This is a genomic window from Saccharopolyspora kobensis, from assembly GCF_900108315.1.
Taxonomy (GTDB): Bacteria; Actinomycetota; Actinomycetes; order Mycobacteriales; family Pseudonocardiaceae; genus Saccharopolyspora; species Saccharopolyspora kobensis.
Genome location: NZ_FNVB01000011.1, coordinates 128,596 through 152,521 on the forward strand (window position 1 = coordinate 128,596; position 23,926 = coordinate 152,521).

Annotated in this window: 23 protein-coding genes and 1 tRNA gene; 19 read left to right on the forward strand and 5 right to left on the reverse strand. The window is 68.6% G+C overall.

Annotated features, from left to right (window positions below):
- Positions 1–15 precede the first annotated feature (15 nt).
- From C4T78_RS31820 to C4T78_RS31840, 5 genes are all read left to right on the forward strand, one after another.
- Positions 16–1,845: an elongation factor G gene (locus C4T78_RS31820; protein WP_093350263.1), complete on the forward strand. Its 1,830-nt coding sequence runs from the start codon at positions 16–18 to the stop codon at positions 1,843–1,845.
- Positions 1,846–2,002: 157 nt separating this feature from the next.
- Positions 2,003–2,401 (forward strand): SSI family serine proteinase inhibitor, encoded by a 399-nt coding sequence (locus C4T78_RS31825; protein ID WP_177247515.1) that lies wholly within the window; start codon positions 2,003–2,005, stop codon positions 2,399–2,401.
- 51 nt (positions 2,402–2,452) lie between these two features.
- Complete coding sequence (locus C4T78_RS31830; RefSeq protein WP_103908183.1) at positions 2,453–2,752, forward strand: hypothetical protein; 300 nt, start codon at positions 2,453–2,455, stop codon at positions 2,750–2,752.
- 48 nt (positions 2,753–2,800) lie between these two features.
- Entirely contained in the window at positions 2,801–3,136 is a 336-nt protein-coding gene (locus tag C4T78_RS31835) for a tRNA-binding protein (protein WP_093350255.1), read from the forward strand.
- A gap of 15 nt (positions 3,137–3,151) precedes the next feature.
- Positions 3,152–3,658, forward strand: coding sequence for a DinB family protein (locus C4T78_RS31840; RefSeq protein WP_093350253.1), 507 nt, complete (start codon positions 3,152–3,154; stop codon positions 3,656–3,658).
- Between the two features lie 142 nt (positions 3,659–3,800).
- Here the strand turns inward: C4T78_RS31840 and C4T78_RS31845 are convergent, their stop codons facing one another.
- A complete protein-coding gene (locus C4T78_RS31845) occupies positions 3,801–4,190 on the reverse strand; it encodes a DoxX family protein (RefSeq protein ID WP_093350250.1) in 390 nt (129 codons plus the stop codon).
- 126 nt (positions 4,191–4,316) lie between these two features.
- On the opposite strand from C4T78_RS31845, the gene C4T78_RS31850 reads away from it, so the two are divergent.
- The gene (locus C4T78_RS31850; protein ID WP_093350244.1) at positions 4,317–4,754 is read left to right on the forward strand and encodes a GtrA family protein; all 438 of its coding nucleotides are present in this window, start codon (positions 4,317–4,319) and stop codon (positions 4,752–4,754) included.
- A 48-nt stretch (positions 4,755–4,802) separates the two neighbouring features.
- Positions 4,803–5,150 (forward strand): hypothetical protein, encoded by a 348-nt coding sequence (locus tag C4T78_RS31855; RefSeq protein ID WP_093350241.1) that lies wholly within the window; start codon positions 4,803–4,805, stop codon positions 5,148–5,150.
- A 135-nt stretch (positions 5,151–5,285) separates the two neighbouring features.
- Here the strand turns inward: C4T78_RS31855 and C4T78_RS31860 are convergent, their stop codons facing one another.
- Entirely contained in the window at positions 5,286–7,361 is a 2,076-nt protein-coding gene (locus C4T78_RS31860) for an ATP-binding protein (protein WP_143185770.1), read from the reverse strand.
- Between the two features lie 338 nt (positions 7,362–7,699).
- Positions 7,700–7,770, reverse strand: a tRNA-Gly gene (locus tag C4T78_RS31865).
- Positions 7,771–7,850: 80 nt separating this feature from the next.
- Here C4T78_RS31865 and dcd point away from each other — a divergent pair.
- The 4 genes from dcd to C4T78_RS31885 all read left to right on the forward strand — a co-directional run bounded on the left by dcd (position 7,851) and on the right by C4T78_RS31885 (position 12,006).
- A complete protein-coding gene (dcd, locus tag C4T78_RS31870; RefSeq protein ID WP_093151334.1) occupies positions 7,851–8,432 on the forward strand; it encodes a dCTP deaminase in 582 nt (193 codons plus the stop codon).
- 199 nt (positions 8,433–8,631) lie between these two features.
- A complete protein-coding gene (locus C4T78_RS31875) occupies positions 8,632–10,038 on the forward strand; it encodes a sugar porter family MFS transporter (RefSeq protein WP_093350237.1) in 1,407 nt (468 codons plus the stop codon).
- Between the two features lie 113 nt (positions 10,039–10,151).
- Complete coding sequence (gene vanY-N / locus C4T78_RS31880; RefSeq protein ID WP_093350233.1) at positions 10,152–10,778, forward strand: D,D-peptidase/D,D-carboxypeptidase VanY-N; 627 nt, start codon at positions 10,152–10,154, stop codon at positions 10,776–10,778.
- Between the two features lie 82 nt (positions 10,779–10,860).
- Positions 10,861–12,006, forward strand: coding sequence for an epoxide hydrolase family protein (locus C4T78_RS31885; RefSeq protein WP_093350230.1), 1,146 nt, complete (start codon positions 10,861–10,863; stop codon positions 12,004–12,006).
- A gap of 49 nt (positions 12,007–12,055) precedes the next feature.
- On the opposite strand, the gene C4T78_RS31890 is transcribed toward C4T78_RS31885, so the two are convergent.
- Positions 12,056–13,015 carry a sigma-70 family RNA polymerase sigma factor gene (locus tag C4T78_RS31890; protein WP_093350227.1) on the reverse strand — a complete coding sequence of 320 codons (960 nt, stop codon included), beginning with the start codon at positions 13,013–13,015 and terminating at the stop codon, positions 12,056–12,058.
- Positions 13,016–13,135: 120 nt separating this feature from the next.
- On the opposite strand from C4T78_RS31890, the gene C4T78_RS31895 reads away from it, so the two are divergent.
- Together C4T78_RS31895 and fxsT are read left to right on the forward strand one after the other, a co-directional pair.
- Positions 13,136–15,376, forward strand: coding sequence for a tetratricopeptide repeat protein (locus tag C4T78_RS31895; protein ID WP_093350224.1), 2,241 nt, complete (start codon positions 13,136–13,138; stop codon positions 15,374–15,376).
- Between the two features lie 91 nt (positions 15,377–15,467).
- Positions 15,468–17,990 (forward strand): FxSxx-COOH system tetratricopeptide repeat protein, encoded by a 2,523-nt coding sequence (gene fxsT, locus C4T78_RS31900; RefSeq protein WP_177247514.1) that lies wholly within the window; start codon positions 15,468–15,470, stop codon positions 17,988–17,990.
- 11 nt (positions 17,991–18,001) lie between these two features.
- On the opposite strand, the gene C4T78_RS31905 is transcribed toward fxsT, so the two are convergent.
- The gene (locus C4T78_RS31905; protein ID WP_093350218.1) at positions 18,002–20,224 is read right to left on the reverse strand and encodes a (Fe-S)-binding protein; all 2,223 of its coding nucleotides are present in this window, start codon (positions 20,222–20,224) and stop codon (positions 18,002–18,004) included.
- 362 nt (positions 20,225–20,586) lie between these two features.
- Here C4T78_RS31905 and C4T78_RS31910 point away from each other — a divergent pair, with 362 nt between their 5' ends.
- The 6 genes from C4T78_RS31910 to C4T78_RS31930 all read left to right on the forward strand — a co-directional run.
- The gene (locus C4T78_RS31910) at positions 20,587–21,018 is read left to right on the forward strand and encodes a DUF1707 SHOCT-like domain-containing protein (protein WP_093350215.1); all 432 of its coding nucleotides are present in this window, start codon (positions 20,587–20,589) and stop codon (positions 21,016–21,018) included.
- A gap of 80 nt (positions 21,019–21,098) precedes the next feature.
- Entirely contained in the window at positions 21,099–21,422 is a 324-nt protein-coding gene (locus C4T78_RS31915; RefSeq protein ID WP_093351093.1) for a DMT family transporter, read from the forward strand.
- Positions 21,419–22,036, forward strand: coding sequence for a TetR/AcrR family transcriptional regulator (locus C4T78_RS31920; protein WP_093350212.1), 618 nt, complete (start codon positions 21,419–21,421; stop codon positions 22,034–22,036). Before C4T78_RS31915 ends, C4T78_RS31920 begins: the two co-directional genes overlap by 4 nt.
- A gap of 93 nt (positions 22,037–22,129) precedes the next feature.
- Positions 22,130–22,255, forward strand: a complete 126-nt coding sequence (locus C4T78_RS37205) for a hypothetical protein (protein WP_258958389.1) — start codon at positions 22,130–22,132, stop codon at positions 22,253–22,255.
- Positions 22,256–22,357: 102 nt separating this feature from the next.
- Positions 22,358–23,197: a DUF4097 family beta strand repeat-containing protein gene (locus C4T78_RS31925; RefSeq protein WP_093350210.1), complete on the forward strand. Its 840-nt coding sequence runs from the start codon at positions 22,358–22,360 to the stop codon at positions 23,195–23,197.
- A 187-nt stretch (positions 23,198–23,384) separates the two neighbouring features.
- A partial coding sequence (locus tag C4T78_RS31930) for an Hsp70 family protein (protein WP_177247513.1) occupies positions 23,385–23,926 on the forward strand: 542 nt, incomplete at its 3' end.

Below are 23,926 nucleotides of genomic sequence, written 5' to 3' on the forward strand. Positions count from 1 at the left end.
AGGACCACGGCGCACATGAGAATCCTGAACATCGGCATCCTGGCACACGTCGACGCGGGTAAGACGAGCCTGACCGAGCGGCTGCTGTTCGACACCGGCGTCATCGACCGGCTGGGCAGCGTGGACGCGGGCAGCACCCGGACGGACACGGCGGCGGTCGAGCGGCAGCGCGGCATCACCGTGCGATCGGCGGTGGTCTCCTTCGCGGTCGGCGACACGCAGGTGAACGTCGTCGACACCCCCGGCCACTCCGACTTCGCCGGAGAGGTGGAGCGCGCGCTCGGCGTGCTCGACGGCGCCGTCCTGGTGCTCTCCGCGGTGGAGGGCGTGCAGGCGAGGACCCGGATCCTGCTGCGCGTGCTGCGCGAACTCCGGCTGCCGACTCTCCTGTTCATCAACAAGATCGACCGAGCCGGTGCGCGCGCGGCCGAGCTGCTGGCGGAGGTGGAGCGCTGCGCCCCGGTGGTGCCGATGGCCGGTGTGCACGACATCGGCACGCCCGACGCCCGCGCGGTCCCGGTACCGCTGGACGCCGAAGCGCTCGCCGAGCGCGACGACGAACTGCTCGCGCGCGTGCTCGACGGCCCGCCGCCCACGCCCGCCGAGTTGCGCGTCGCGCTCGCCGACCAGACCGCGCGCTGCGCGGTGCACCCGGTGTTCTTCGGCTCGGCGATCACCGGCCAAGGCGTTCCGGCGCTGATCGACGGCATCACCGGCCTGCTGCCGCCCGCGCGCGAGGAACCGGCCACCGCACCGCAGGGTTCGATCTTCGCGATCGAACGCCGCTCCGGCCGCAAGACCGCCTACCTGCGGTTGTTCTCCGGTGAACTGACCGCGCGCCAGCGGGTGACCTTCCGCCGGGAGACCGGGGAAGAGCTCGCGGGGCGGCTCACCGGCCTGGAAGTGGTGGGCCGCGCGGCGGAGCGCATGGTGGCGGGCGACATCGCCCGGATCACGGGTTTCCCGGGAATCCGCGTCGGCGACCGGCTCGGCGACCGGGACGTGCGGAGCACCGGCTTCTCCCGACCGACCCTGCGCACCGTGGTCAGCGCCCGAGAACCCGCTGAAGGGCCGAAGCTGCACGCCGCGCTGCAGCAGCTCGCCGAGCAGGATCCGCTGATCGAGGCGAGGACGCTGCCGGGCGGGGCGGACGAGGTGCTGCTGCACGGCGAGGTCCAGAAGGAGGTCATCGCGGCCGCGCTGGCGGATGACTTCGGCGTGGTGGCCGCTTTCGGGCCGAGCCAGGTCGTGCTCCTGGAACGGCCGACCGGAGTCGGCGAAGCCGTCGAGGAGATGGGGCACCGCGCCGCCGGGCCGAGCGGTTTCTGGGCGACGATCGGGCTCCGCGTGCGGCCCACCGGGCGGCGGACCGGCGTGGTCTTCGAGCACGAGACCGAGCTGGGCGCACTGCCGCCGGCCTTCCACCGCGCGGTCGAGGAGTCGGTGCACGCCGCGATGGCGCGCGGACTGCACGGTTGGGCGGTGACGGATTGCGCCGTGACGATGACACGTTCCGGTTTCGCCGGGCCGGTGACCACGGCCGCCGACTTCCGCGGCCTGGTGCCGCTGGTGCTGCGCCGCGCGCTGGAGCGGGCGGGAACGCGGGTCTACGAGCCGTGCCACGAGTTCGTGCTGGAAGTCCCGCTGGACGTGCTGGCGGAAGCCACGGCGCGGCTGAGCGCCCACCGAGCGGAGATCGCGGAGGCCGTTCCCAGCGGCGCGACGTGGTCCGTCCGGGGCACGATCCCGGCTTGCGAAGTGCCCGAGGTCCAGCGCTGGCTGCCGGATCTGTCACGCGGCGAAGGCACTTGGTGGTCCCGTCCGGATGGCGATCGACCAATGTGATCGCTCTTTTGGGCTAACCGAAACTACGTCAGGTAGTCCACTAGCGTCGCACCCGCTTCATCCCTGAAACGTCGCGGAAGCGGGTGCTTCCGGCATCCCGGAGGCGCGCTCCCCCAGCGCCCGCATCTCCGCACTCCCGACCTGTGAAGGAATAGTGTTGCTGAAGCAGATCCGCCGCGTGCTGCTGGCCACCGCCCTGATCGCCGGAGCCGCGGTGACCTCCGCGACGACGGCACCGGCGCAGGGCGAGCTCCCCAGCGTGCTGCACCTCTCGCTGAACACCGAGGGCTCCTCGGTGCAGCGCACGACGCTGCTGGAATGCCACCCGGCGGGCGGTGCGCACAAGTTCGCGCAGAAGGCCTGCACCGACCTCGAACTGGTGCAGGGCGACTTCCGCCAGATGCGGGTGAACCTGGCCCGCGCCTGCACCCTGGAATACCTGCCGGTGACGGCGAAGCTCGAAGGCAAGTGGCGCGGCGACGTCGTCAGCTACACCAAGAGCTACCCCAACACCTGCGCCATGCAGAACGAGACCGGCGTCCTCTTCGACCTCTGATCTCGCGCGATCAGGCCCGGCCGCGGCGCCCCGTTTGGAAGCATGGCGGCCATGCCGAGCGAACCCCGATGCGAGCTGTGCGACCTCCCGCTGGGCCAGTGCGCGCACAGCAGCCGCCCCAAGCGGAGCCCGCAGCCGGACCTGATCCTGATCAGCCCGAAGGGCGTGGCGCACGTCCCGGGATGCCAGCACAAGGGCGACGACCCGGATTTCTCCCGCTGGGCGGAGATCCGGGGCGTTCCGCGCGCCTGGGAGAAGCTCGGCAACGGCGAGTCGATCGGGGCGACGGGCGGCGCGGTCCCCGGGCTCGTGGCGGTCAGCCGCTGCAAGGACTGCGAGTACCTGCTCTGACCTCGCCGCGTAGGCTGCCGCCGGGTGATCAACGCGGGAAGGTGACCGATGCCGGAGATCGAGTGGGCCGACTTCGAGAAGGTCGAGCTGCGGGTGGGAACGATCGTGGACGCGGCACCGAACGAGAAGGCCCGCAAACCCGCGTACGTGCTGAAGGTCGACCTCGGTGACCTCGGCGTCCGGACCTCCAGCGCGCAGATCACCGACCACTACGCACCGGAGGACCTGCGCGGCCGCCAGGTGTTGTGCGTCTGCAACTTCGCCCCGAAGCGGATCGCGGGAGTGAAGTCGGAGGTCCTGGTGACCGGTGCCCACGACGAGAACGGCAACGTGGTCCTGGCCGGCTTCGACCACCCGGTCCCCAACGGCACCCGCCTGCTGTGACCCCGAGGAGCTGACGTGCGGCCCTTCCCGGAACCGACGAAACCCGCGGCCTCCCGCAACGAGGTCTTCACCGGCTACCTCGACTTCTTCCGCTCCCGAGTGATCGACAAGATCACCGAACTCCCCGAGCCGGAACTGCGCACCAGCCGAGTCCCGTCCGGCTGGACGCCCCTGGAGCTGGTGAAGCACCTGACCTTCGTGGAACTCCGCTGGATCGAATGGGGCTTCCAAGGCCGCCCGGTCGAAAAGCCCTGGGGCGACTGGAAAGACGACCGCTGGCACGTCGACCCAGCAGAAACCCGCGAATCCCTCCTGGAAGCCCTGCGCACCCAAGGCCGCCACACCACCGGCGTCATCGAAACCACGGACCTGTCGGAGGTGGGCCAACCAGGCCCCCGCTGGAAGGGCGCAGAACCGGCAACCCTGGAACGAGTCCTCTTCCACCTCGTCCAGGAATACGCCCGCCACCTGGGCCACCTCGACATCATCACCGAACAAGCAACAGCCCAGTCCGGCGAGTAGCTCCGCCTCCCGAAATCCGCTGCCCTGACCCACTTTCCGCAGGTGGCAGCCCGTGAGCGTTTTGTGGTGCTATAGCCCCTCAAACCACTCACGGACCCTGACCAGCGGAAACGGAGCTGATCCGCGTTTCGCGCGAAAGCCCTCAGCGACCGTCGCCCTGCCGCGCGACCCGCAGCGCCCACAAGACGAGCGGAATCTGGAGCGGGACCCGCGCGCAGGCAACAGTTCGCTGCGGCATCGACTGCGTCCGCCAGTCCCAGGCCATCTTGACGTTGGCGGGGAAGACGGCGACGAACAACAACGCGGCGAGCCGCCCGCCGACCCGCCGGGTCCGAGGCGCCGCAACGAGACCGGCGCACCCGACCTCGGCGGCCCCGGACAGGTAGGTCCAGGTGCGAGCGCGCCCAGGCAGAGCCCGGGGAACGATCGGATCGAAGACCTCGGGAGCGGCGAAGTGCATCACCCCTGCCCCGCCCAGCAGGGCGACCAACGCCCGAGCGGCCAACTGCCCGGAACCCGCCTGCCGACCCATGAAACCTCCGCAACGCCGAACCCGCCCCGAACCTACTAGCCGGTAACAGGCCTCGCCAGCCCCGCGAAGACCACTCCGATACGTTCACACTCGCCCGAGGCACGAAACGGCTGCCCTGGAGGACGCTTGAACGCGAACCCGGACGCAGAACCCCGAACGAACCAAGGCTTCTTCACCCAAGCGTTCCGCTTCGGCCTGGTGGGAATCGGCGGCGCAGCGGTCGACTACGGCAGCCTGACCCTGATCCTCGCCCTCGGAACCTGGCCGGAACCGGCCAGAATCCTCAGCTTCACGATCGGCAGCACAGCGGTCTACCTGGTGAACCGCCGTTGGACCTTCACCTCCAGCAGGAGCACGAGAGAAGTAGTGGCCCTAACAGCGGTCCTGGCCCTGACCTTCGCGCTGGTAGCAGGAGTGAACGCCCTGGCGCTCCGCCTCCTCCCGGAAGGCCCCTGGCAGATAACCCTCGCCTGGGCGATCTCCCAAGCAATAGCAACAACATTCAACTTCCTGGCCCAAAGAACGATCGTCTTCCGCCAGCGAAGCACGAACCCCGCAACCTGACCCGGCAACGACCGAGCCAGCGGATCACGCCCCAGTAGGCTCGGCCGCATGCACAGCACCCTGACCGAGCACGCCCGCTGCCTCTACGGCGACGAGTACCGGTCCATCCCGCAGTGCAACAGCGACCACCGAGAGCACCACTTCGTAGAAGAACTGACCTTCGCAGAAGCGGACGCGATCCTGGCAATGCTCCACGAACTATCCCCGAACCTGGTCGACGGCAACCTCCCGGTCTGGATCCGAAACCTGTCCTACCGCCTAGCCCTACTCCAACGCCCCAACGACGCGGCGCTGATGCGAGAAGCAGCAGAAAGCCTCCACCTCCACGGCCCAGACTGGGACAACATCGCAGCGGAGCTGAGGAAGACAGCGGTAACCCTGGAGTCACGAGTCTGAGGGACCTGGCGCTGAGCAGGCCGAGAGAGCCCTGAACATAAGAGAGAAAGGAAAACCGCGTCGGTTTCGGGCATTTTTGGCCGCGACATGTTGCTAAGACTTTTGCTGTAGCTGGCAAAAAATTTCCAGAGTGCGCTAGCCAGAAGAGTATGGCTCCGAAGTACTGGCGTCCAGGATGTTGAGGTGGGTGCGTACGGGTTCGGCATCGGGGTGCCGGAGCGCGTCGAGAATTGCTAGTGATGCTTGCCAGGCTTCTCGCGCTCCTTCCGCGTCACCGCTGGCATGCAGGGCTTCGCCGAGTTTATTCAGGCTTGTCGCCTCGCCTAGTCGGTGGCCGATTGCTCGACGGTGCTCAACTGCCTGGCGGTAGGTATGGACGGCGTTGTCAGTGTTTCCTGCAAGGAGGTGTGCGGATGCGAGATTGGTCAATGTGTATCCCCGCAAAAACTGGTCGGAGCTTATTTCGAGGGCGTGTTGCAAATGCCCAAAAGCTCTAGTGAAGTCGCCGAGGTGAGCCAGTGCGAGTCCGAGAACCGCGTCGGCATAGCCTGGGTCGAAGACCTTGATATCAGGTTCGTCCTCGATTTGCAGTGCTTGTCGCGCGGAGGCCGCCGCGTCCGCGTGGCGTCCCAGATCCAGAAAGATCCTTGCAATCACGGTGCGGGTGTTGGCTACCCAGCCGCGTTCGCCTAGTCTGGCGAATAGCTCGGCGGCTGACCGCTGGTAGCGGATTGCTGCATCAGGTTCCCGGCGGAAGATGTGTGCTGTGCTGAGGTCAATTAGCAGGCGTGCCTGTGCTGAGCGGTCTCCGATTTCCTGTGCACCTTTGAGTCCCTCCGCGCTGCTGGCCTTGAGTTCGTCTATTTGCCCACGCAGTTTGAAGGGATAGGTGGCGGCGTGTGCGAGCCAGGGGCCGCGGGGCAGTCGGAACGTTACCGCCAGCCGGATGGTGGCCAGCACGCTCGCGTGTTCAGCATCCCACCACGCAAGTGCTTCGTCATTGGTGTCAAAGTCATGACACAGGCGTTCATCGGTGTAGTCAAGTTTGGGCAGGACGCGAACGGGTGCAAGTCGTTGATTGGCGGCGTAGGTGGTGTAGAGGTAGTGGTCGAGTAGGCGTTGTAGTGCTGTGGTGCGGTTTTCGTCGGTGTCGTCGGTGTGCACACGTTCGCGCGCGTATGCACGTAGTAGGTCGTGGAAGACGTAGCGGTCTCCCGCACGTCGTGTAAGCAGGTGGGCTCGGCAGAGTTCGGCCAGTGTTCGGCGAACGCGGCGTTGGTCCTCTCCGGCGAGAGCGGCAGCCGCCCGCAAACTAATGTCCGGCGAAGTGGGCAGTCCAAGCAAGCGGAACAGCCGCGCGGCCTCTGGCGAGAGCGTGCGGTAGGACCAGGAGAACACCGCTCGGATGCCGGTACGTCCTCCCACGTCGAGGGCGTCGAGTCGATCGCGCTCGTCGCGGAGTTCGGCCGCGAGTTCTTCCAGCGGTAGGTCCGGTTCGGCGGCGGCCTGTACGGCGACGAGCGTCAGTGCTAGCGGCAGTCCGGCGCAGTGTTCCAGTAGTGCTTCGACATCCTCCGGTGCCTCGGCCAGACGTTCGGAGCCGAGATAGCGCGCCAGCAGCTGGCGGCCTTCGTCCCGGGTGAGCGTGGTCAGCGCGAGTCGTTGTGCACCGTGGTGGGCGACCAGGCCGTCCAGTCGTTGGCGGCTGGTCACGATGACCAGGCATCCGGGCGAGCCTGGGAGCAGCGGCAGTACCTGCTCGGCATCACGAGCGTTGTCCAGGACGAGCAGGAGTCGTCGCCCGTGCACCAGCGTGCGGAACTGCGCCGCTCGGGCCTCTTCAGTGGCCGGCACCGCCTCCGGGGCCACGCCCAAGGCGGTGAGAAAGCCTGCCAATGCCTCCGCCGGTGCCATCGGCTCGGCGGCTGGGTCGAAGCCTCGCAGGTTGACGTACAGCTCCCCGTCGGGGAACTGCTCCCGCACCTGGTGGGCCCACTGCACCACCAGCGTTGACTTGCCCACCCCAGCGAGCCCGTCGATGGTCGACACCAGAACGGTGTGGTCGCTTCCAGTGCCCTTGAGCAGAGTGGTCAGCGCGTCTTGTTCGACGGTGCGGTTGATGAAGTGCCGCACTGTCGCGGGCAATTGACGCGGCACTGCACGTGAAGCCGATGAACCGGCCGGGCCGTGAATGTGCACGTCCCCGTGCACGTTCTGCGCCTGGACAACGTTCTCAGCACCCGATGCGCTGTTGCTCGACCCCGGAGACCCCACGCCTGCACTGTCCTTCTCAAGAGGCTTGCAGCAAATGATCAGCGTGAGACTGGCACAAGCACAGCCGAACCTGCACCGCCATCCGCGCGTCCGAGGAGATCAGCTCTGAAGTGATGAAAGGCTGCCACCAACTCAGGCCGGGTACGGCACCCATAGCAAGGAGCGCTCGAAAGGCGACCCCCGCACCGTGGGGGGCTTGGGGGGTTCGACCCCCCAATGAAATGGCGAAGGAGCCGCGGTTTGCGCTCTCCGCAAACACACGGCTCCCAGCTCCGAGCGGATGACGGGAATCGAACCCGCGTTCTCAGCTTGGGAAGCTGATGTTCTACCATTGAACTACATCCGCGTTACCTCGCGTTCGAGGCTGCGCCAGCTTAACACGGTGGGGCGCGTAGATCATCATCGGGTTGCCGATACGCTGTGGGCGTGTTGCTGAGTGACCGGGACCTGCGCAAAGAGCTCGACGAGGGCCGCCTCGAACTCGATCCGTTCGACGCCGCCATGATCCAGCCGTCGAGCATCGACGTGCGGCTGGACCGCTTCTTCCGGGTCTTCGACAACACCCGGTACACCCACATCGATCCGTCGAAGCAGCAGGACGAGCTGACTTCGCTGGTGGAGACGCCGGACGACGATCCGTTCGTGCTGCACCCGGGCGAGTTCGTGCTCGGGGCGACGTTCGAGGGCGTGCGGCTGCCGGACGACCTGGCCGGCCGGTTGGAGGGCAAGTCGTCGCTGGGGCGGCTCGGGCTGCTGACGCACTCCACCGCGGGGTTCATCGACCCCGGGTTCACCGGGCACATCACCCTGGAGCTGTCCAACGTGGCGAACCTGCCGATCACGTTGTGGCCGGGGATGAAGATCGGGCAGCTGTGCCTGTTCCGGCTGTCGAGCCCCGCCGACTTCCCGTACGGGTCGAAGGAGGCCGGTTCGCGGTACCAGGGGCAGCGGGGGCCGACGCCGTCGCGGGCCTACCTGAACTTCAAACGCGCCGAGACCAAGCGGTGACGCTCCGCCACCGCGGGTGATCATGTTTTCGCTGGATGCGGCGTAGCGTGCCGGTTGCGCTGGGCTTTCGGTGACGGTGAGCTACTTCACCCTGAATCGAATAAGCAAGTGGCGGGTTCAGAACTTACGATCCCCTGCGCCCGGCGTTCTGGAACGATTCGCAACGGAGCGGTCGACGTGCGGGCGGCAGGAGTTCTCGATGTCCGCTATGCAGTCGCGTGCCTCGGGCGCTGCCGAGCAGCTCGGGCACGTCGTGATGATCGCCGGCGCCGCCGCGCTCGGCGGATTCCTCTTCGGCTACGACACGTCGGTGATCAACGGCGGTGTCGACGCCATCCAGAAGCACTTCAACGTCGGGTCCGCGCTGACCGGGTTGACGGTGTCCTCCGCGCTGCTGGGTTCGGCCGTCGGTGCCGGGGTGGCCGGCGGGCTGGCCGACCGGATCGGCCGGATCCGGGTCATGCAGCTGGCCGCGATCCTGTTCATCGTCAGCGCCGTCGGGTCGGCCGTGCCGTTCGCGATCTGGGACCTGGCGATCTGGCGGGTCGTCGGCGGTGTCGCCATCGGCATCGCCTCGGTGATCGCACCCGCCTACATCGCGGAAGTGGCGCCCGCCGCCTACCGCGGCAGGCTGGGTTCGCTGCAGCAGCTGGCGATCGTGCTCGGGATCGCGATCTCGCAGCTGGTCAACTACGCCCTGGCGCAGGCCGCCGGCGGCAGCGCGTCCGGGATGCTCGGACCGCTGCAGGCCTGGCAGTGGATGCTCGGGGCGGCCGCGGTGCCCGCGGTGATCTACCTGGTGGTGGCCTCGACGATCCCCGAATCGCCGCGCTACCTGGTGGCCGCGGGCAAGCTCGACAAGGCGCGCGAGGTGCTGGCGCGGGTCGAGTCCGGTGATCCGGCGGAGAAGGTCGCCCAGATCAAGGCCGCGCTCGGCGGCGAGCGCAAGCCGCGGTTGAGCGATCTGCGCGGTCGGCTCGGCCTGCTGCCGATCGTGTGGGTCGGCATGGCCATCGCCGCGCTGCAGCAGTTCGTCGGCATCAACGTGATCTTCTACTACTCGTCGTCGCTGTGGCACTCGGTCGGCATCGACGAGAGCAGTTCCCTGCTGCTGAGCCTGTTCACGTCGATCGTGAACATCGTCGGCACCTTCGTGGCCATCGCGCTGGTGGACAAGATCGGCCGCAAGCCGCTGCTGGTGATCGGCTCGGTGGGCATGGCCGCGTCGCTGGCCGTGACCGGGTGGGCGTTCAGCTTCGCCGAGGTCGTCGGCGAGGACGCGAAGCTGCCGTTCCAGTGGGGTGTGGTGGCGCTGATCTCGGCGAGCGCGTTCGTGCTGTTCTTCGCCGCCTCGTGGGGCGTGGTGATGTGGGTGCTGCTGGGCGAGATGTTCCCGGTGCGCATCCGCGCCGCCGCGCTGGCGATGGGCACCGCGACGAACTGGATCGCCAACTGGCTGGTGACGGTGAGCTTCCCGAGCATGCGGGACTGGAACCTGCCGGTCACCTACTTCATCTACGCCGCGTTCGCGCTGGTCTCGGTGGTGTTCGTGGTGAAGTACCTGAAGGAGACCAAGGGGCGTTCCCTGGAGGAGATGGGCAGCTGAGCCCGGTTTTCGTCGGCGAGGGCGGTCCCGGTGCCGGGGCCGCCCTCGCTTTGTCGCAGGGCTGTGACATTCGCATCGCGGGGCGCGGACATCGGGCCGCGAACGTTGATGGCATGAGCGAACCACGTGTTGCGCCGCTGCGGGCCCGGGACCGGGTGTACGTGGTGGCGGCCCTGCTGATCGGTGTCCTGGTGCTGCCGGTGGCGTTCGTCCGCCGCCCCGGGCGCGCACTCGAACTGGCATGTTCGTGGGCCCTGCGGCTGCGCTTCCCCGCCGAAGACCTCAGCGGTCTCGACGAGCGGGCCAGAGCTGCGTTCGTCGCGGCGCGGACCGACGCCTTCTGGCGGCACGGCCAGCTCATCGGGCTCACCTCCGGGTTCCGCGACCCGCTGATCCAGCGGCGGATGTTCGACGAGGAGGTGCGGCGGGTGGGCTCGCCGACGGCGGCCCGGCTGCTCGTGCTGCCGCCGGAAGCCTCCAGCCACGTCCAGGGCATCGCGATGGACGTCCGGCCGCGGGAGGGCGCGCGATGGCTGGAGGAGCACGGTGCGCGCTACGACCTCTTCCGCACCTACGACAACGAGTGGTGGCACTTCGAGCACTGGCCCAACTGCGGGGACCTGCCGCCGCAGCGGCTGCCGAACCCCGGGGTGGAGCGGGTGACCGCTCGGATGCCGACCTCTCCGGCCCACCGGCCGACCGCGCGGCTGCGCTGCGGAACGACGGCACTGCAGGTCTGAGTTTCAAGAATTTTCCCGGTCCCGGGAACAACGCGGAGCCTTCGTGCGTATTAGATACCGTACAACGTACGAAGGAGTGTGCATGGCCTCTCGCGACATCACCCCGTTCCACCTCGACGTCCCCCAGCACGACCTCGACGACCTGCGGGAACGCCTGGCCCGGACCCGCTGGGCCGAGGAGGTCCCGGGGCTGGGCTGGAGCTACGGCCCGCCGCTGGGCTACCTCCGCGAGCTGGCGGAGTACTGGCGCGACGGCTACGACTGGCGCGCGCAGGAAGCACGGCTGAACGCCTTCCCGCAGCACACCACCGAGATCGACGGCGCGAACATCCACTTCCTGCACGTCCGCTCGCCGCGGCCGGACGCGCTGCCGCTGCTCATCACGCACGGCTGGCCGAGTTCGGTCGCGGAGTACCTGGACGTCGTCGAGCCGCTCACCGAGGCCGGGTTCCACCTGGTCATCCCATCCCTGCCGGGATACGGGCCGTCCGGGCCGACGGCCTCGGTCGGATGGGGCGCCGAGCGGGTCGCGCGGGCTTGGGCGGAGCTGATGAGCCGCCTCGGCTACGCGCGGTACGGCCTGCAGGGCGGCGACTGGGGCACGTGGATCTCCCGCACGCTGGCGATCAACGAGCCGGAACGGGTGGTCGGGCTGCACACCAACGGGATGATCACCTTCCCGTCCGGCGACCCGGACGAGTTCGCGAAGCTGACCGACGCCGACCACGCGCGGATGGCCCGGTGGCAGCGCTACACCGACGAGCTCTACGGCTACAAGCTCATCCAGTCGACCAAACCGCAGTCGCTGGCCTACTCGCTGGCGGATTCCCCGGTGGGGCTGCTGGGCTGGATCGTCGGCGTGCTCAAGGAGTGGACCGACTGCGCGGACACGCCGGAGGACGCGATCGACCGCGACCGCATCCTCACCACGGTGATGCTCTACTGGCTGACCAACACGGCAGGCTCGGCGGCGCGGTCCTTCGTGGAGACGCCGGACAACTCCGGCAAGGCGGAGGAGGAAGGCGTCATCGAGCAGCTGACCGACGGCACCGTCCCGCACGGCGTCGCGGTGTTCCCGAAGGACGTCCTGGCCCCGGTCCGCCCGTTCGCGGAGCGCATCAACAACATCGTCCGCTGGACGGAGTACGACCGCGGCGGCACCTTCCCGGCGATGGAGCAGCCCGACCTCTACGTCCGCGACGTCCGGGAGTTCTTCGCGTCGCTGTGACGACGATGGTCCCGTGAGTGTTTTGGGGTGCCATAGCGCCCCAAAACACTCACGGGGCAGGGACGGCTGAACCTGTTTCCACCACTCGACCATCGCCTGCCTGGCTCAGGGGGCGGGCGTGCTGGCTGCTGGGGGATGTCGGGTTGGACCAGGCGAAGGCCATCGATATGGCCAGGACCAGGGCGCTGAGCAGGAGGAGGAGCCAGGGCGGGATGTTGCGTCCGGTGAACGGGCGGCGGGGGAGGTCGGGGTCGTCGTCCAGGACGAGCGGTTCGATGATCGCCCGGATGCCGCTGTTGACCTCGGCCACCTCGTTGGCCAGCGCTCGGCACCGCGCGCAGTTGCGCAGGTGGGATTCCACGATCTGCTCGTCGCGCTTGGACAGCGCGTTCCGGGCCCAGCCGCCCAGGCGGTCGATCACCGTTCGGCAGCGCGGGTCGGAGGCCTCGGCCAGGTGCGCGTTCAGGTACTCCCGGCGCAGGCCCTCGCGCGCCCGGTAGGACAGCGCGGACACCGCGTTCGGGCGGAGGCCGAGCAGCGGGGCCGCTTCGGCGGGCGTGCGGCCCTTGATCTCGGTGTGCCAGAGCACCTTCTGCCAGTTCGCCGGCAGCCGGGCGAAGGCCTTCGCCGCGAACGTCCGCTCCGCCGCGTCCACCGCCGAGTCCTCGACGGGATCGATGGGGTCGTGCACCGCCACGCTCTGGACGTCCTCCACCAGCTGCACCTTCCGGGCGGTCCGCGAGCGGTCGTAGGCGAGGTTGCGCAACGTCGTCAGCAGGTACGCGCGGAACGCGCTGGTGGGCCCGCCGCCGCTGGTCAGGCTGCAGAGGACGTTGGCGAACGCCTCGGACACGAGATCGTCGGTCTCGGCGTCGGAACGCGAGAGCTGCCGCGCCGTCTTGTAGGCGGCGCGCACGTGCCGCTGGTAGAGCTGCCCGTAGGCGCCCTTCTCGCCGGAACGAACCAGCTCGACCAATTCGGCGTCGCTGAGCTCGGGCGTCTCGGCCATCTGTCCTCCGCATCCGGTGCCGGTCGATACCGGGACGGCCTCGCCGCGGGCATATGACGCCGGAAACGGCAACTCGATGTGTGCGGTTGGATACGCTGGGTTCGATCTCGTGGGGGTGACATGCCGGAACCGGTTCACAACGTGCTGAGCGGCAACATCGGCGCGTCGGTCCAGGCCGGGGACATCCACGGCGACGTGAACTTCAACGTCCTCCCGAGCACCGGTCCGGGACTGGGATCACTGGCCCCACCAGCGCTGACGCACGACGTGCGCGGTCGCGGCGAGCTGGTGGCGGAGGTGGTCGAGGAGCTGCGAGCCGGGCGGAGCTGCGTCCTGCACGGCGCGGGCGGGTACGGCAAGACGACCGTGGCGCAGCAGGTGGCGGCGGAACTCGGCGCGGAGGCGTGGTGGGTCGACGCGTCGTCGGAGCGGAGCCTGCACGACGGCCTGCGCGAGGTCGCGCTGCGCGCGGGCGCGAGCCCGCAGGAGGTGCACGAGGCGTGGGAGGGGCGCGGTCACGCGCCGGATCTGCTGTGGCGGCAGCTCGCGCAGGTCGAGTTCCGGTGGTTGCTGGTGCTGGACAACGCCGACGACGTGCGCGTTCTCGGCGCCGGACGACCGATTGCCGAGCGAACGGGCTGGCTGCGGGCCAGCACCGGCAGCGTGCTGATCACGAGCCGCGATGGAAACCCGCAGTCGTGGGGCGGTCTTGCCCGCCTGCACGCGATCGAGACGCTGTCGGTCGCCGACGGCGCCCAGATGCTGCTCGACCGCGCGCCCGATGCCGGTTCCGCCGAAAGCGCCGGTGATCTCGCACGACGCCTGGCCGGACTCCCGCTCGCACTGCACCTGGCGGGCCAGTACTTGGCGGTCGTCGCAACGATGCCGCAGGTGCCGGGCCTCGATCTGCCGGTGGATTTCGACAGCTACCGAACCGCGCTCGACGACCGCTGGCCGGAGGTGACCGAACTCCTGGAGACGCCATACCCGCTGACAGAACGCGAGACGCTGCACCGCACCTGGGAACTGTCCCTGGACCTGCTCGCTGAGCGCGGCTATCCGACCGCTCGCCCGCTGCTCCGCCTGCTGTCCCACTTCGCCGACGCGCCGATTCCGCTGGAGGTTCTCCGCACCGACATCCTGGCCAAAGCCCCGGTTTTCGCCGAGATCACCGCAGTCCACCTGGCCGCGGCGATCAAGGCGCTGGCCGGTGTGGGCCTCCTGAGTTCCGACAGCCTGCACGGCCCGGAAAAACCGGTGCCGGTCCTGCGCTTGCACCCGGTCGTGCGCGAGACGAACCGCTATGTCGGGTCTCCGCTAGAACGTGGAAACTACATGGCGCATTCGGTTGCGCTTCTTGCGGAGATGGCCGCCAACGTCGAAGAGACTGACCCGGCAACCTGGCCCCGCTGGCGTATTCTGCTGCCGCATTGCACAGCAATGCTCGATCTTCCTGTCGTGCTGCGGGCGAGAATGGCCTCCATGATGGCCTGGACGTGCGAGCGCGCAACCAGGTTTTGCTCCACCGCAGGTCTCGCACTACAAGGCATTGACCTGGCCCGAACCGCGTTGTCCTATCTCCCGGACACTGAAGTCGAGGCGCTCCACCACCTCTTGAACATTCGTAACAACTTGGCTGTGCTGCTGCTCAGCCGAGGTGAACTGAACGAGGCCGAAGTGGAATTTCGTGCGGTGTGGGAGTCCGCACCTGCGATCTTCGGGGAGAATTACGCCAACTTACTGGGAGTGCGAAACAACATAGCTGCGGTGTTGCAGGACCGTGGAGAGTACGAACGAGCGGAATCTGAATTTCGCGCGGTGGCCGAGTTAGCAGCTGAGGCACTCGGTGCGGAGAGCACCGCAACGCTGACTGCACGGCACCACCTTGCCGGGGCACTGCGATTCTGTGGTCGGCTGGCGGAGGCCAAAGCGGAGTACCAGGCGGTCCTAGAACTGCGGGGTCAGGTCCTCGGCGCAGAGCACATCCACACCATGACCACTCGGAGCGATCTGGCAAGCGTGCTGAGTGATCTGGGCGAGTCGGCGTTGGCGGAGGCCGAATTCCGCAAGGTGCTGGACTGGGCTCTCAACACTTTGGAGGACAACCATCCACGGATTCTGATCACCCGGGCCAACCTCGCCGGGGTGCTATCGGCCCGAGGCGCTCTGGAGCAAGCGGAATCGGAGTTGCGCGCGGTTCTTACGGCGGCGGACGAGGTTTTGGGCGCTGATCACGTCCATGTCCGTACAGTGCGCGACCAACTCGCGAATGTGCTGCTGGATCAGGGGAAGCGGGCGGAGGCCGAGGCTGTCCTGCGCGAGGCGCGCGCTGCGGACCTGGCTTTTCCCAAGCCTCGCTGAACCAACGTTGACGGCTGCGATCGATGCGAGGGCTTGGATAACCTGCCCGGGACCGCATGGGGGTGCGATGCAGGAACCGACCGTTCGCAACGTGCTGAGTGGCAACGTCGGCTCGGCGGTGCTCGCTGGTCAGATCCACGGCGACGTGCACATTCACCCCGGCGGCGTCGGGCCGGGCCTGGGATCGCTGACCACACCAACGCTGACGTACGACGTTCGCGGCCGCGACCGTCTTGTGGCCGAGTTGGTCGAAGAGCTGAACAGCGGCCAGAACTGCGCAGTCCTGCACGGCGCGGGCGGTTACGGCAAGACGACGGTGGCGCAACGGGTGACGGCGGAGCTCGGCGTGGAGACCTGGTGGGTCGATGCGTCGTCGGAAGCGCGCCTGCAGGAAGGATTGCGCGAGGTCGCGCTGCGCGCGGGTGCGAGTCCGGAAGCTGTGCGCGAGGCGTGGGACGGGCGCGGTCTCGCTCCGGATCTGTTGTGGCAGCAGCTGAATCGGTGTGTGCATCGATGGTTGCTGGTGCTGGACAACGCCGATGACGCGAGCGTCCTAGGAGCCGGACGACCGATCGCCGAGCGGACCGGGTGGCTGCGCCCGCCTGGCGATGCCGGCGGTGTGCTGATCACCAGCCGGGACGGGAATCCGCAGGCCTGGGGCGGTTTCGCGCGCCTGCACGCGGTCGCGACGCTGTCGGCAGCGGACGGCGCGCGGATGCTGCTCGACCGCGCGCCCGATGCGGGCGCGGAGGAGCAGGCCCGCGAGCTGGCACTGCGGCTGGGCGGCCTGCCGCTCGCTCTCCATCTCGCCGGGCGGTACCTCGCCGCCATCGCCGCCCTGCCGGTCCTGCCGGGCATGGACCTGCCGGTGGACTTCGCCGAATACCGGGCCGCGCTCGACGACCGCTGGGCGGAGGTGACGGAGCTGCCGGAACCCTCGGCGGAGCGCGAGACGTTGCTCCGCACCTGGGAACTGTCGCTGGACCTGCTCGCCGAACGTGGGCACCCGATGGCGCGGCCCCTGCTGCGGATGGTGTCGCACTTCGCGGCCGCGCCGGTTTCGCTGGAGCTGCTCCGGGCGGACATCATGGCCGGGCTACCGGTGTTCGAGGGCTTGGACGCGATGAAGGCGGGCTTGGCCGTCAAGGCGCTGACCGAGGTCGGCTTGGTCGATCTGGACGGTTCGGGCTTGTCCCTGCATCCCGTCGTCCGCGAGACGAACCGCCACCAGGGCGACTCCGACGAGCGCGACGACTACCTGATCCTCTTCGTCGCGCTCCTCGGCATCGCGACCTCGGAGGCCGATCCCACCGATCCGGCCGAGTGGCCTCGTTGGCGGGCCCTGCTGCCGCATTGCGCGGCTGTTTCCGACGTCGCCGTCGATGATGACGAGGAGCGGCTGATCACGATCGCGGAGACGTGCGCCCGGGCATCGAGGTTCTGCAACGGAGCACGCTTGACCAGGCAGGGGATCGATCTGGTGCGCCATGCGCTGGCGAAGGTCGGAGCACCGGATGCGGTGCTGCGCCCCGTCTTGAGCATGCGCAACGATCTCGCGGGCATGCTCCGCGATCGGGGTGAGCTGACTGCGGCGGAAGCCGAGTACCGGTCCGTGCTGGCCGAAGCGGTGCGGATTCTCGGTGCGGTGGACGCGGACGTGCTTGGCGCGCGGAACAACCTGGCGGTCGTCCTGCGGTACCAGGGAGACCTGGTGGCGGCCGAGGCCGAGTTCCGCGCAGTGGTCGAGACGGCGACCGAGATCCTCGGGGCGGAGCACCCGGGCACCCTGAGCGCGCGGGACAACCTGGCCGGGGTGCTTCAAGAGCTGCTCCGGTGGCCGGAGGCCGAGGCCGAGGTCCGGGCGGTTCTCCGACTCCGGAGCGAGGTGCTGGGCCCGGACCACCGAGGAACTGTGATCACGCGGAGCCACCTGGCGGGCGTTCTGGAGGCCAAGGGGGATTTCGCCGCGGCGGAGGACGAGCTGCGCATCGCGTTGGAGTCGTCGACCCGGGTGCTGGGGCCCGAGCACGGCGACACCTTGGGAGTGCGTCACAACCTGGCGAGCGTGCTGAAGAACCAGGGTGATCTGGTGGGTGCGGAGGCGGAACTCCGCGCAGTGCTGGAGATCGCGGAATCGGTTATGGAAGCGGAGCACCACCCCGACACCCTGACCACGCGGCACACCTTGGCCGGAGTGCTGCGGGAGCAGGGTGATCTGGTGGCAGCGGAGGCGGAGTACCGCGCGCTGCTCGAAGTCCTGAACGATGCGGAAGGGCCCGACGTGGTGCCCACGCGGCACAACCTGGCTGCTGTTCTGCGAGAGCGGGGCGATCTGGCGGGTGCGGAAGACGAGCTCCGGGCGGCGCTGGCGATCGCGGAGCAGAGACTGGGTGCTGAACACCCCATGAGCCTGGCCGTGCGGTTCAACCTGACGAACGTGCTGCGGGAACGCGGCAAGACCGATGAAGCGCTCTCTCAGCTGCGCACGTTGCTGGCGCTGTCGCGTCGAGCGCTGGGCGAGGACCACCCCGACACGCGCGCGACGGAAGCCCAGCTCAACGCGATGCTCCAGAAACGCGAAGGCCCCCTCCAGGAAGGCCTGGAGGGGTCCTAGCGATTGATCCGTCAGCTGCCGGTCGTCGCGGTGTCTTCGGAGTCCTTCTTGTCTCCGCGCTTCACCGCCGACAGGAGCAGCTGCGCCACGTCGACGACCTCGACCGATTCGGAGGCGACCTTCTCGCTCTGGCGGGCGGTGAGGCCGTCGGAGAGCATCACCTTGCAGAACGGGCAGCCGGTGGCGATCTTCGACGGCGCCGTGCCGAGGGCTTCGTCGACGCGCTCGACGTTGATGCGCTTGCCGATGCGCTCTTCCATCCACATCCGCGCGCCACCGGCACCGCAGCACATCGAGCGGTCGGCGTGCCGGGGCATCTCCCGGAACGTCGCACCGGAGGCGCCGACCAGGTCGCGCGGCGGGGTGTAGACCTTGTTGTGACGGCCCAGGTAGCAGGGGTCGTGGTAGGTCACGTCCTCGGCCACCGGCGCCACCGGGGTCAGGCGCTTCTCGCGGACCAGCTTGTTCAGCAGCTGGGTGTGGTGCACGACCTCGAAGTTCCCGCCCAGCTGCGAGTACTCGTTGGCCAGCGAGTTGAAGCAGTGCGCACAGGTCGCGACGATCTTGCGCTTGCCCGGCTCACGACCCTCGAACACCGAGTTGAGCACCTCGACGTTCTGCTGGGCCAGCATCTGGAAGATGAACTCGTTGCCCGCGCGCCGCGCCGGGTCACCGGTGCAGGTCTCCTCCGGGCCCAGCACCGTGTACTTCACCCCGGCCATGTGCAGCAGCTCGGCCACCGCCTGGGTGGTCTTCTTCGCGCGGTCCTCGAACGCACCCGCACAACCCACCCAGAACAGGTACTCCACGTCCTCGGCCAGCTCACCGTCGAAGACCGGCACCTCGAAGTCCAGGCCCTCGGTCCAGGCGAGGCGGTCCTTGGCGTTCTGGCCCCACGGGTTGCCCTTGTTCTCCAGGTTCTTGAACATCCCGCCCAGCTCGGTCGGGAAGTTCGACTCGATCATCACCTGGTAGCGGCGCATGTCCACGATGTGGTCGACGTGCTCGATGTCCACCGGGCACTGCTCCACGCACGCACCGCAGGAGGTGCACGCCCACAGCACCTCCGGGTCGATGACACCCATCTCGTCCGGGCCGCCGACCAGCGGGCGCTCGGCCTCGGCCAGCGCCAGCACGTCGATCTTGGCCAGCTTGGCCTCGGCGTCGTCGCCGGTGATGCCGACCTCGTCACCGGCCATGTCCTTGCTGCCACCGGCCAGCAGGTACGGGGCCTTGGCGTAGGCGTGGTCGCGCAGCGAGGTGATCAGCAGCTTCGGCGACAGCGGCTTGCCGGTGTTCCACGCCGGGCACTGCGACTGGCAGCGACCGCACTCGGTGCAGGTGGTGAAGTCCAGCCAGCCCTTCCACGAGAAGTCCTCGACCTTGCCGGCGCCGAACACGTCGGTGTCCGGGTCGGCCTCCTCGAAGTCCAGCGGCTTGCCGCCCGACATCATCGGCTTGACCGCGCCCAGCGCGACATCGCCGTCGGCCTCGCGCTTGAAGTAGATGTTGAAGAACGCCGAGAACCGGTGCCACGCGATGCCCATCGTCATCGTGCGGGCCACCACGACCAGCCACACCGTCGCGCTCATCAGCTTGATGAACGCGAACACCGACACCAGGTTCTCGCTGGCAGGCAACAGCATGCCCAGCGGACCCGAGACGAACTCCGACCACAACGGCATCGGGTGCACACCCAGCGCGGACTTCGCCGCCCGCACCCCGAGGATGCCGATGCCCTCGATCAGCACGACCGCCTCGATGAAGTAGGCCCAGGCGAAGTTGGAGCCCTGGAAGCGCGAGACGCGGTCGGCGCGGCGCGGGTGGTTGCGCTGCCGGATCACGATCAGCACCACGATGCCCACCACGGTGCCGATGCCGAGCAGCTCCATCAGCAGGCCGTAGATCGCCAGATCGCTGACGATCGGGAAGCCCCACGTCGGGACGAACACCTCGCCGTAGGCCTCGAACACCGCCAGCGAGCCGAGCAGGAAGCCCCACATCACCAGCCAGTGCCAGAAGCCGACGTTGCGGAACTTGTTCATCCGGGTGTGCGCGGCGAACTCCTTGACCAGGGTCGCCAGCCGGGCCATCACCGGGCCGTTGCGAGTGCCGTCCGGTTGCCCGAGGCGGATGATCCGCACGAACCGGGCGATGGTCATGGCGAACATGCTCCACGCGACGACGCCGAGCGCGACCGAGATCGCGCCAAGCGTGATCTGAACAGCACCCATGCTCGCGGCCTCCTGTTTCGAGGGGGTTGTCCGTTCGGGCAGCGTACGCCCTGTTACCCATCGGTAACTACAGGGGCCGTGCGCAGGTCGGTAACAGTCGGTGATTCTGCGAGACCGCCGGGAGAAAAACTAGTTGTGCACTCGTACAGCTTTATCCGGTAGGCTGATCCCGTGGCGTCGGCGCCGCGACTGGGGTTGTCCGAGTTGTTCCTGCTGGCGGCTGGGGCGGGGGTTGCGATTTCGTCGCGGAGCACGCGCGCCGGACGTCGCTCGGAGCAGAATCCGGGCCGGGTGCGATTTTCGCCACGTATTTGATCGGTTGAACGGTTCGTTCGGTCACGCCGAACGGTCCAGGGGGTGCGATGACTGGGGCGGACAGCGGGGCGATGCGCGCGTCGGACGCCGACCGGGAGGCCGTGGCGCAGCGGCTGCGGGCGGCGCTGGACGAAGGGCGGCTCACCCTCGCCGAGTACGACGAGCGGCTGCAGCAGGCGTTCGCGGCGACCACCTACGGCGAACTCGCGCCGCTGACCTCGGATCTGCCCGAGCTGGCGCCGCCGAAGCCGTCGAAGCAGGTCGCCAAGCGCGAGAAGCGCAAGCGCAAGCAGATCAAGGAGTGGCGGGACTGGGGCGGGACCGCGGTCATCCTGGTCGGGATCTGGCTGGTGACCTCGATCGCCTCCGGTGGGGCGACGTTCTTCTGGCCGATGATCCCGCTGGGCATCTGGGCCGCGGTGATCCTCAGCGACCTGGTCTTCGGCAGCGGCGGGAAGTCCGAGCGCTCCGAGGACTGAGCCGGGTGCCCCCGTTCCGCGGGGGCATCGTCGTGCTCACAAAGTTGGGCGATCGTTCAGGTTTTCGAAGGGAGATGGGTGTGGCCTACCTGGTGCTGGCGGTGGCGATCCTCAGCGAGGTGCTCGCCACCGTCTCGTTGAAGTTGTCCGAGGGGTTCAGCAAGCCCGTCCCCTCGGTCCTGGTGGTGATCGGCTACCTGATCGCCTTCACCGCGCTGGCCTCGGTGCTCAAGCTCGGGGTGCCGGTCAGCGTCGCCTACGCGATCTGGGCCGGGGCCGGCGTCGCGCTGGTGGCGATCATCGGCGCGGTGTTCCTCGGCGAGTCGATCACCGCGGTGCAGATCGCCGGGGTCGCGCTCATCATCGGCGGCGTCCTCGCGCTGGAGCTCGGAGGTGCGCATTGACCCAGCCGCGTCGCACCCCGGAGGAGGAGACCGACGGTCGCCGGCTCAAGGGCGAGCGCCGCCGCCGCGCGATCATCGACGCGGCGCTGCGGGTGGTCGCCCGCGAAGGGGTCGGAGCGGTCAGCCACCGCAACATCGCGCGCGAGGCCGGCGTCCCGCCCGCCTCCATCGCCTACTACTTCGACGGCATCGACGATCTGCTGGTGGCCGGGCTGCTGGAGGGCTGCGAAGGGCTCATCGAGCAGCTGGACGTGCTGCGCGAGCGCGTCAACGAGCGCACCGACTGGCCCCGGGCCATCGCCGAGAACCTGGCCGGGCTGCTGCGCGACCACCGCGAACGCACTCTCGGCGAGTACGAGCTGTACCTGCTGGCGGCCCGCCGCCCGGCGCTGCGCCCGGCCGCGCGCCGCTGGATCGAGGCGGCCTCCGGGTACGTCAACGATGGCCGCGGCGGCGACGAGCCGGTGGTCCGGTCCCTGTTCGCGGCGATCGACGGAATCCTCATGCAGGGCCTCATCGCCGACGAACCGCCCACCGCCGACGACCTCGAACCGATGCTCCGCTTCCTCGTCCAGCCGGTCGACTACCTGCACGACCGCGGTTACCTGAGCTGACCTCCCCCGGCTGCGACGTCGTCTTCGTGCTGCCGCCGCTGCTGGTCGCCGGTTTCCGCGCGTCGAACCGCGGGCGCGGCCCAAGCTCCAGCGATGGCTGGACAAGCGCAGGCGCGAGGAGGCGGACGGCACCTGGCTGTGCTCCTCGGCTTCCTGCTCGCCCGGCAGGGCGTCGTCCACTGCGCGGGCCTCTTCGGCTGGCTTCCCACCGGCGGATGACCGCGGCTCCGGGTCGCTTCCGGGGTGTCCCCGATGTGAGGAATTGCGCGCGGTGCGTAATTTCCTCGACGCGAAGCGTTCTGGGGATGAGAGGACTTGGCCATGGCACGGGTAGGGCTCGCGATCGGCGGCGCGGCGTTGGTGCTGATCGGAGGTGCCGTGGCGTTCGGGGGGCCGCTGTCGACCACGCAGCAGCGCACCGATCCGGTGATCGGAGTCGACCGCGTCCGGCTCGGTGACGGCTCCGGATCGGTCGAGATCCGGTACGAGCCGGGCGGGCGCGGCGAGATCACTCAGAAGGTGGAGCGGTGGGGCGCTGCGCTCTGGGGCGGCAGCGACGAGGTGGAGCACCGCGTCGAGGGCGGCGAGCTGGTGCTGGAGACCGACTGCGGGTGGAACTGCGACGTGTCCTACGAGGTCACGCTGCCCGCGCAGGTGCCGGTCGAGGGCCGGCTCGGGTCCGGCGGGCTGACCGTCGTGGGCATGCGGTCGGTGCAGGCGGAGATCAGCTCCGGGTCGGTCGAGCTGCGGGACATCGCCGGGCCGGTGGGCGTGCGCGCCAGCTCCGGGGGCGTGCGGGTGAGCGGCACCGACAGCCCGGTCGACGTGCGCAGCAACTCCGGGAGCATCGAGCTCGCCGACCTGGGCGGGCGGGTCGAGGCGGAGACCGGCAGCGGTGGCATCACCGGCACCGGCCTGCGCGGCGCGGAGATCGTCGCGAGCAGCGGCTCCGGGAGCATCGAGCTGGAGCTCACCGGGCCGCAGCGCGCGGAGGTGTCCACCGGCAGCGGCGGCATCGACCTGGTGGTGCCCGCCGACCGGTACCGGGTGGACACCGACACCGGCAGCGGCGGCGCGGACATCCAGGTTCCGCAGGACCCGACCGCGGCGAAGCGACTGACGCTGTCCAGCGGCTCCGGGAGCATCAGCGTGCGCTCCTGACCGGGTGGTTCGCGTCACTTCGCGGAACTCGCCAGGCACGGTCGGGCGTTGTTCTGGCAGAAAGCTTGAGTGAGCTGCGCTCAACCCGGTTGACGGTGCTGATGTGCAGTGGGTAGAACTTGAGTGAGCAAGGCTCAGGGCCGTGGAGGCTGCTGGGCGCACAGGCACAAGTCGGGAGGAATTCAGCATGGCGCGAGCGGTCGGCATCGACCTGGGGACGACCAACTCCGTCGTTTCCGTCCTGGAGGGCGGTGAACCGACGGTGATCGCCAACTCCGAGGGCTCGCGGACCACGCCGTCCATCGTGGCCTTCGCGAAGAACGGCGAGATCCTCACCGGGCAGCCCGCGAAGAACCAGGCCGTCACCAACGTGGACCGCACGATCCGGTCGGTCAAGCGGCACATGGGCACCGACTGGAAGGTGCAGATCGACGACAAGGCCTACACCTCGCAGGAGATCAGCGCCCGCGTGCTGATGAAGCTCAAGCGGGACGCCGAGGCCTACCTGGGCGAGGAGGTCACCGACGCGGTGATCACCGTCCCGGCCTACTTCGAGGACGCCCAGCGGCAGGCCACGAAGGAAGCCGGTCAGATCGCCGGTCTGAACGTGCTGCGCATCGTCAACGAGCCGACCGCGGCTGCGCTGGCCTACGGCCTGGAGAAGGGCGAGAAGGAACAGACCATCCTGGTCTTCGACCTCGGTGGCGGCACCTTCGACGTCTCGCTGCT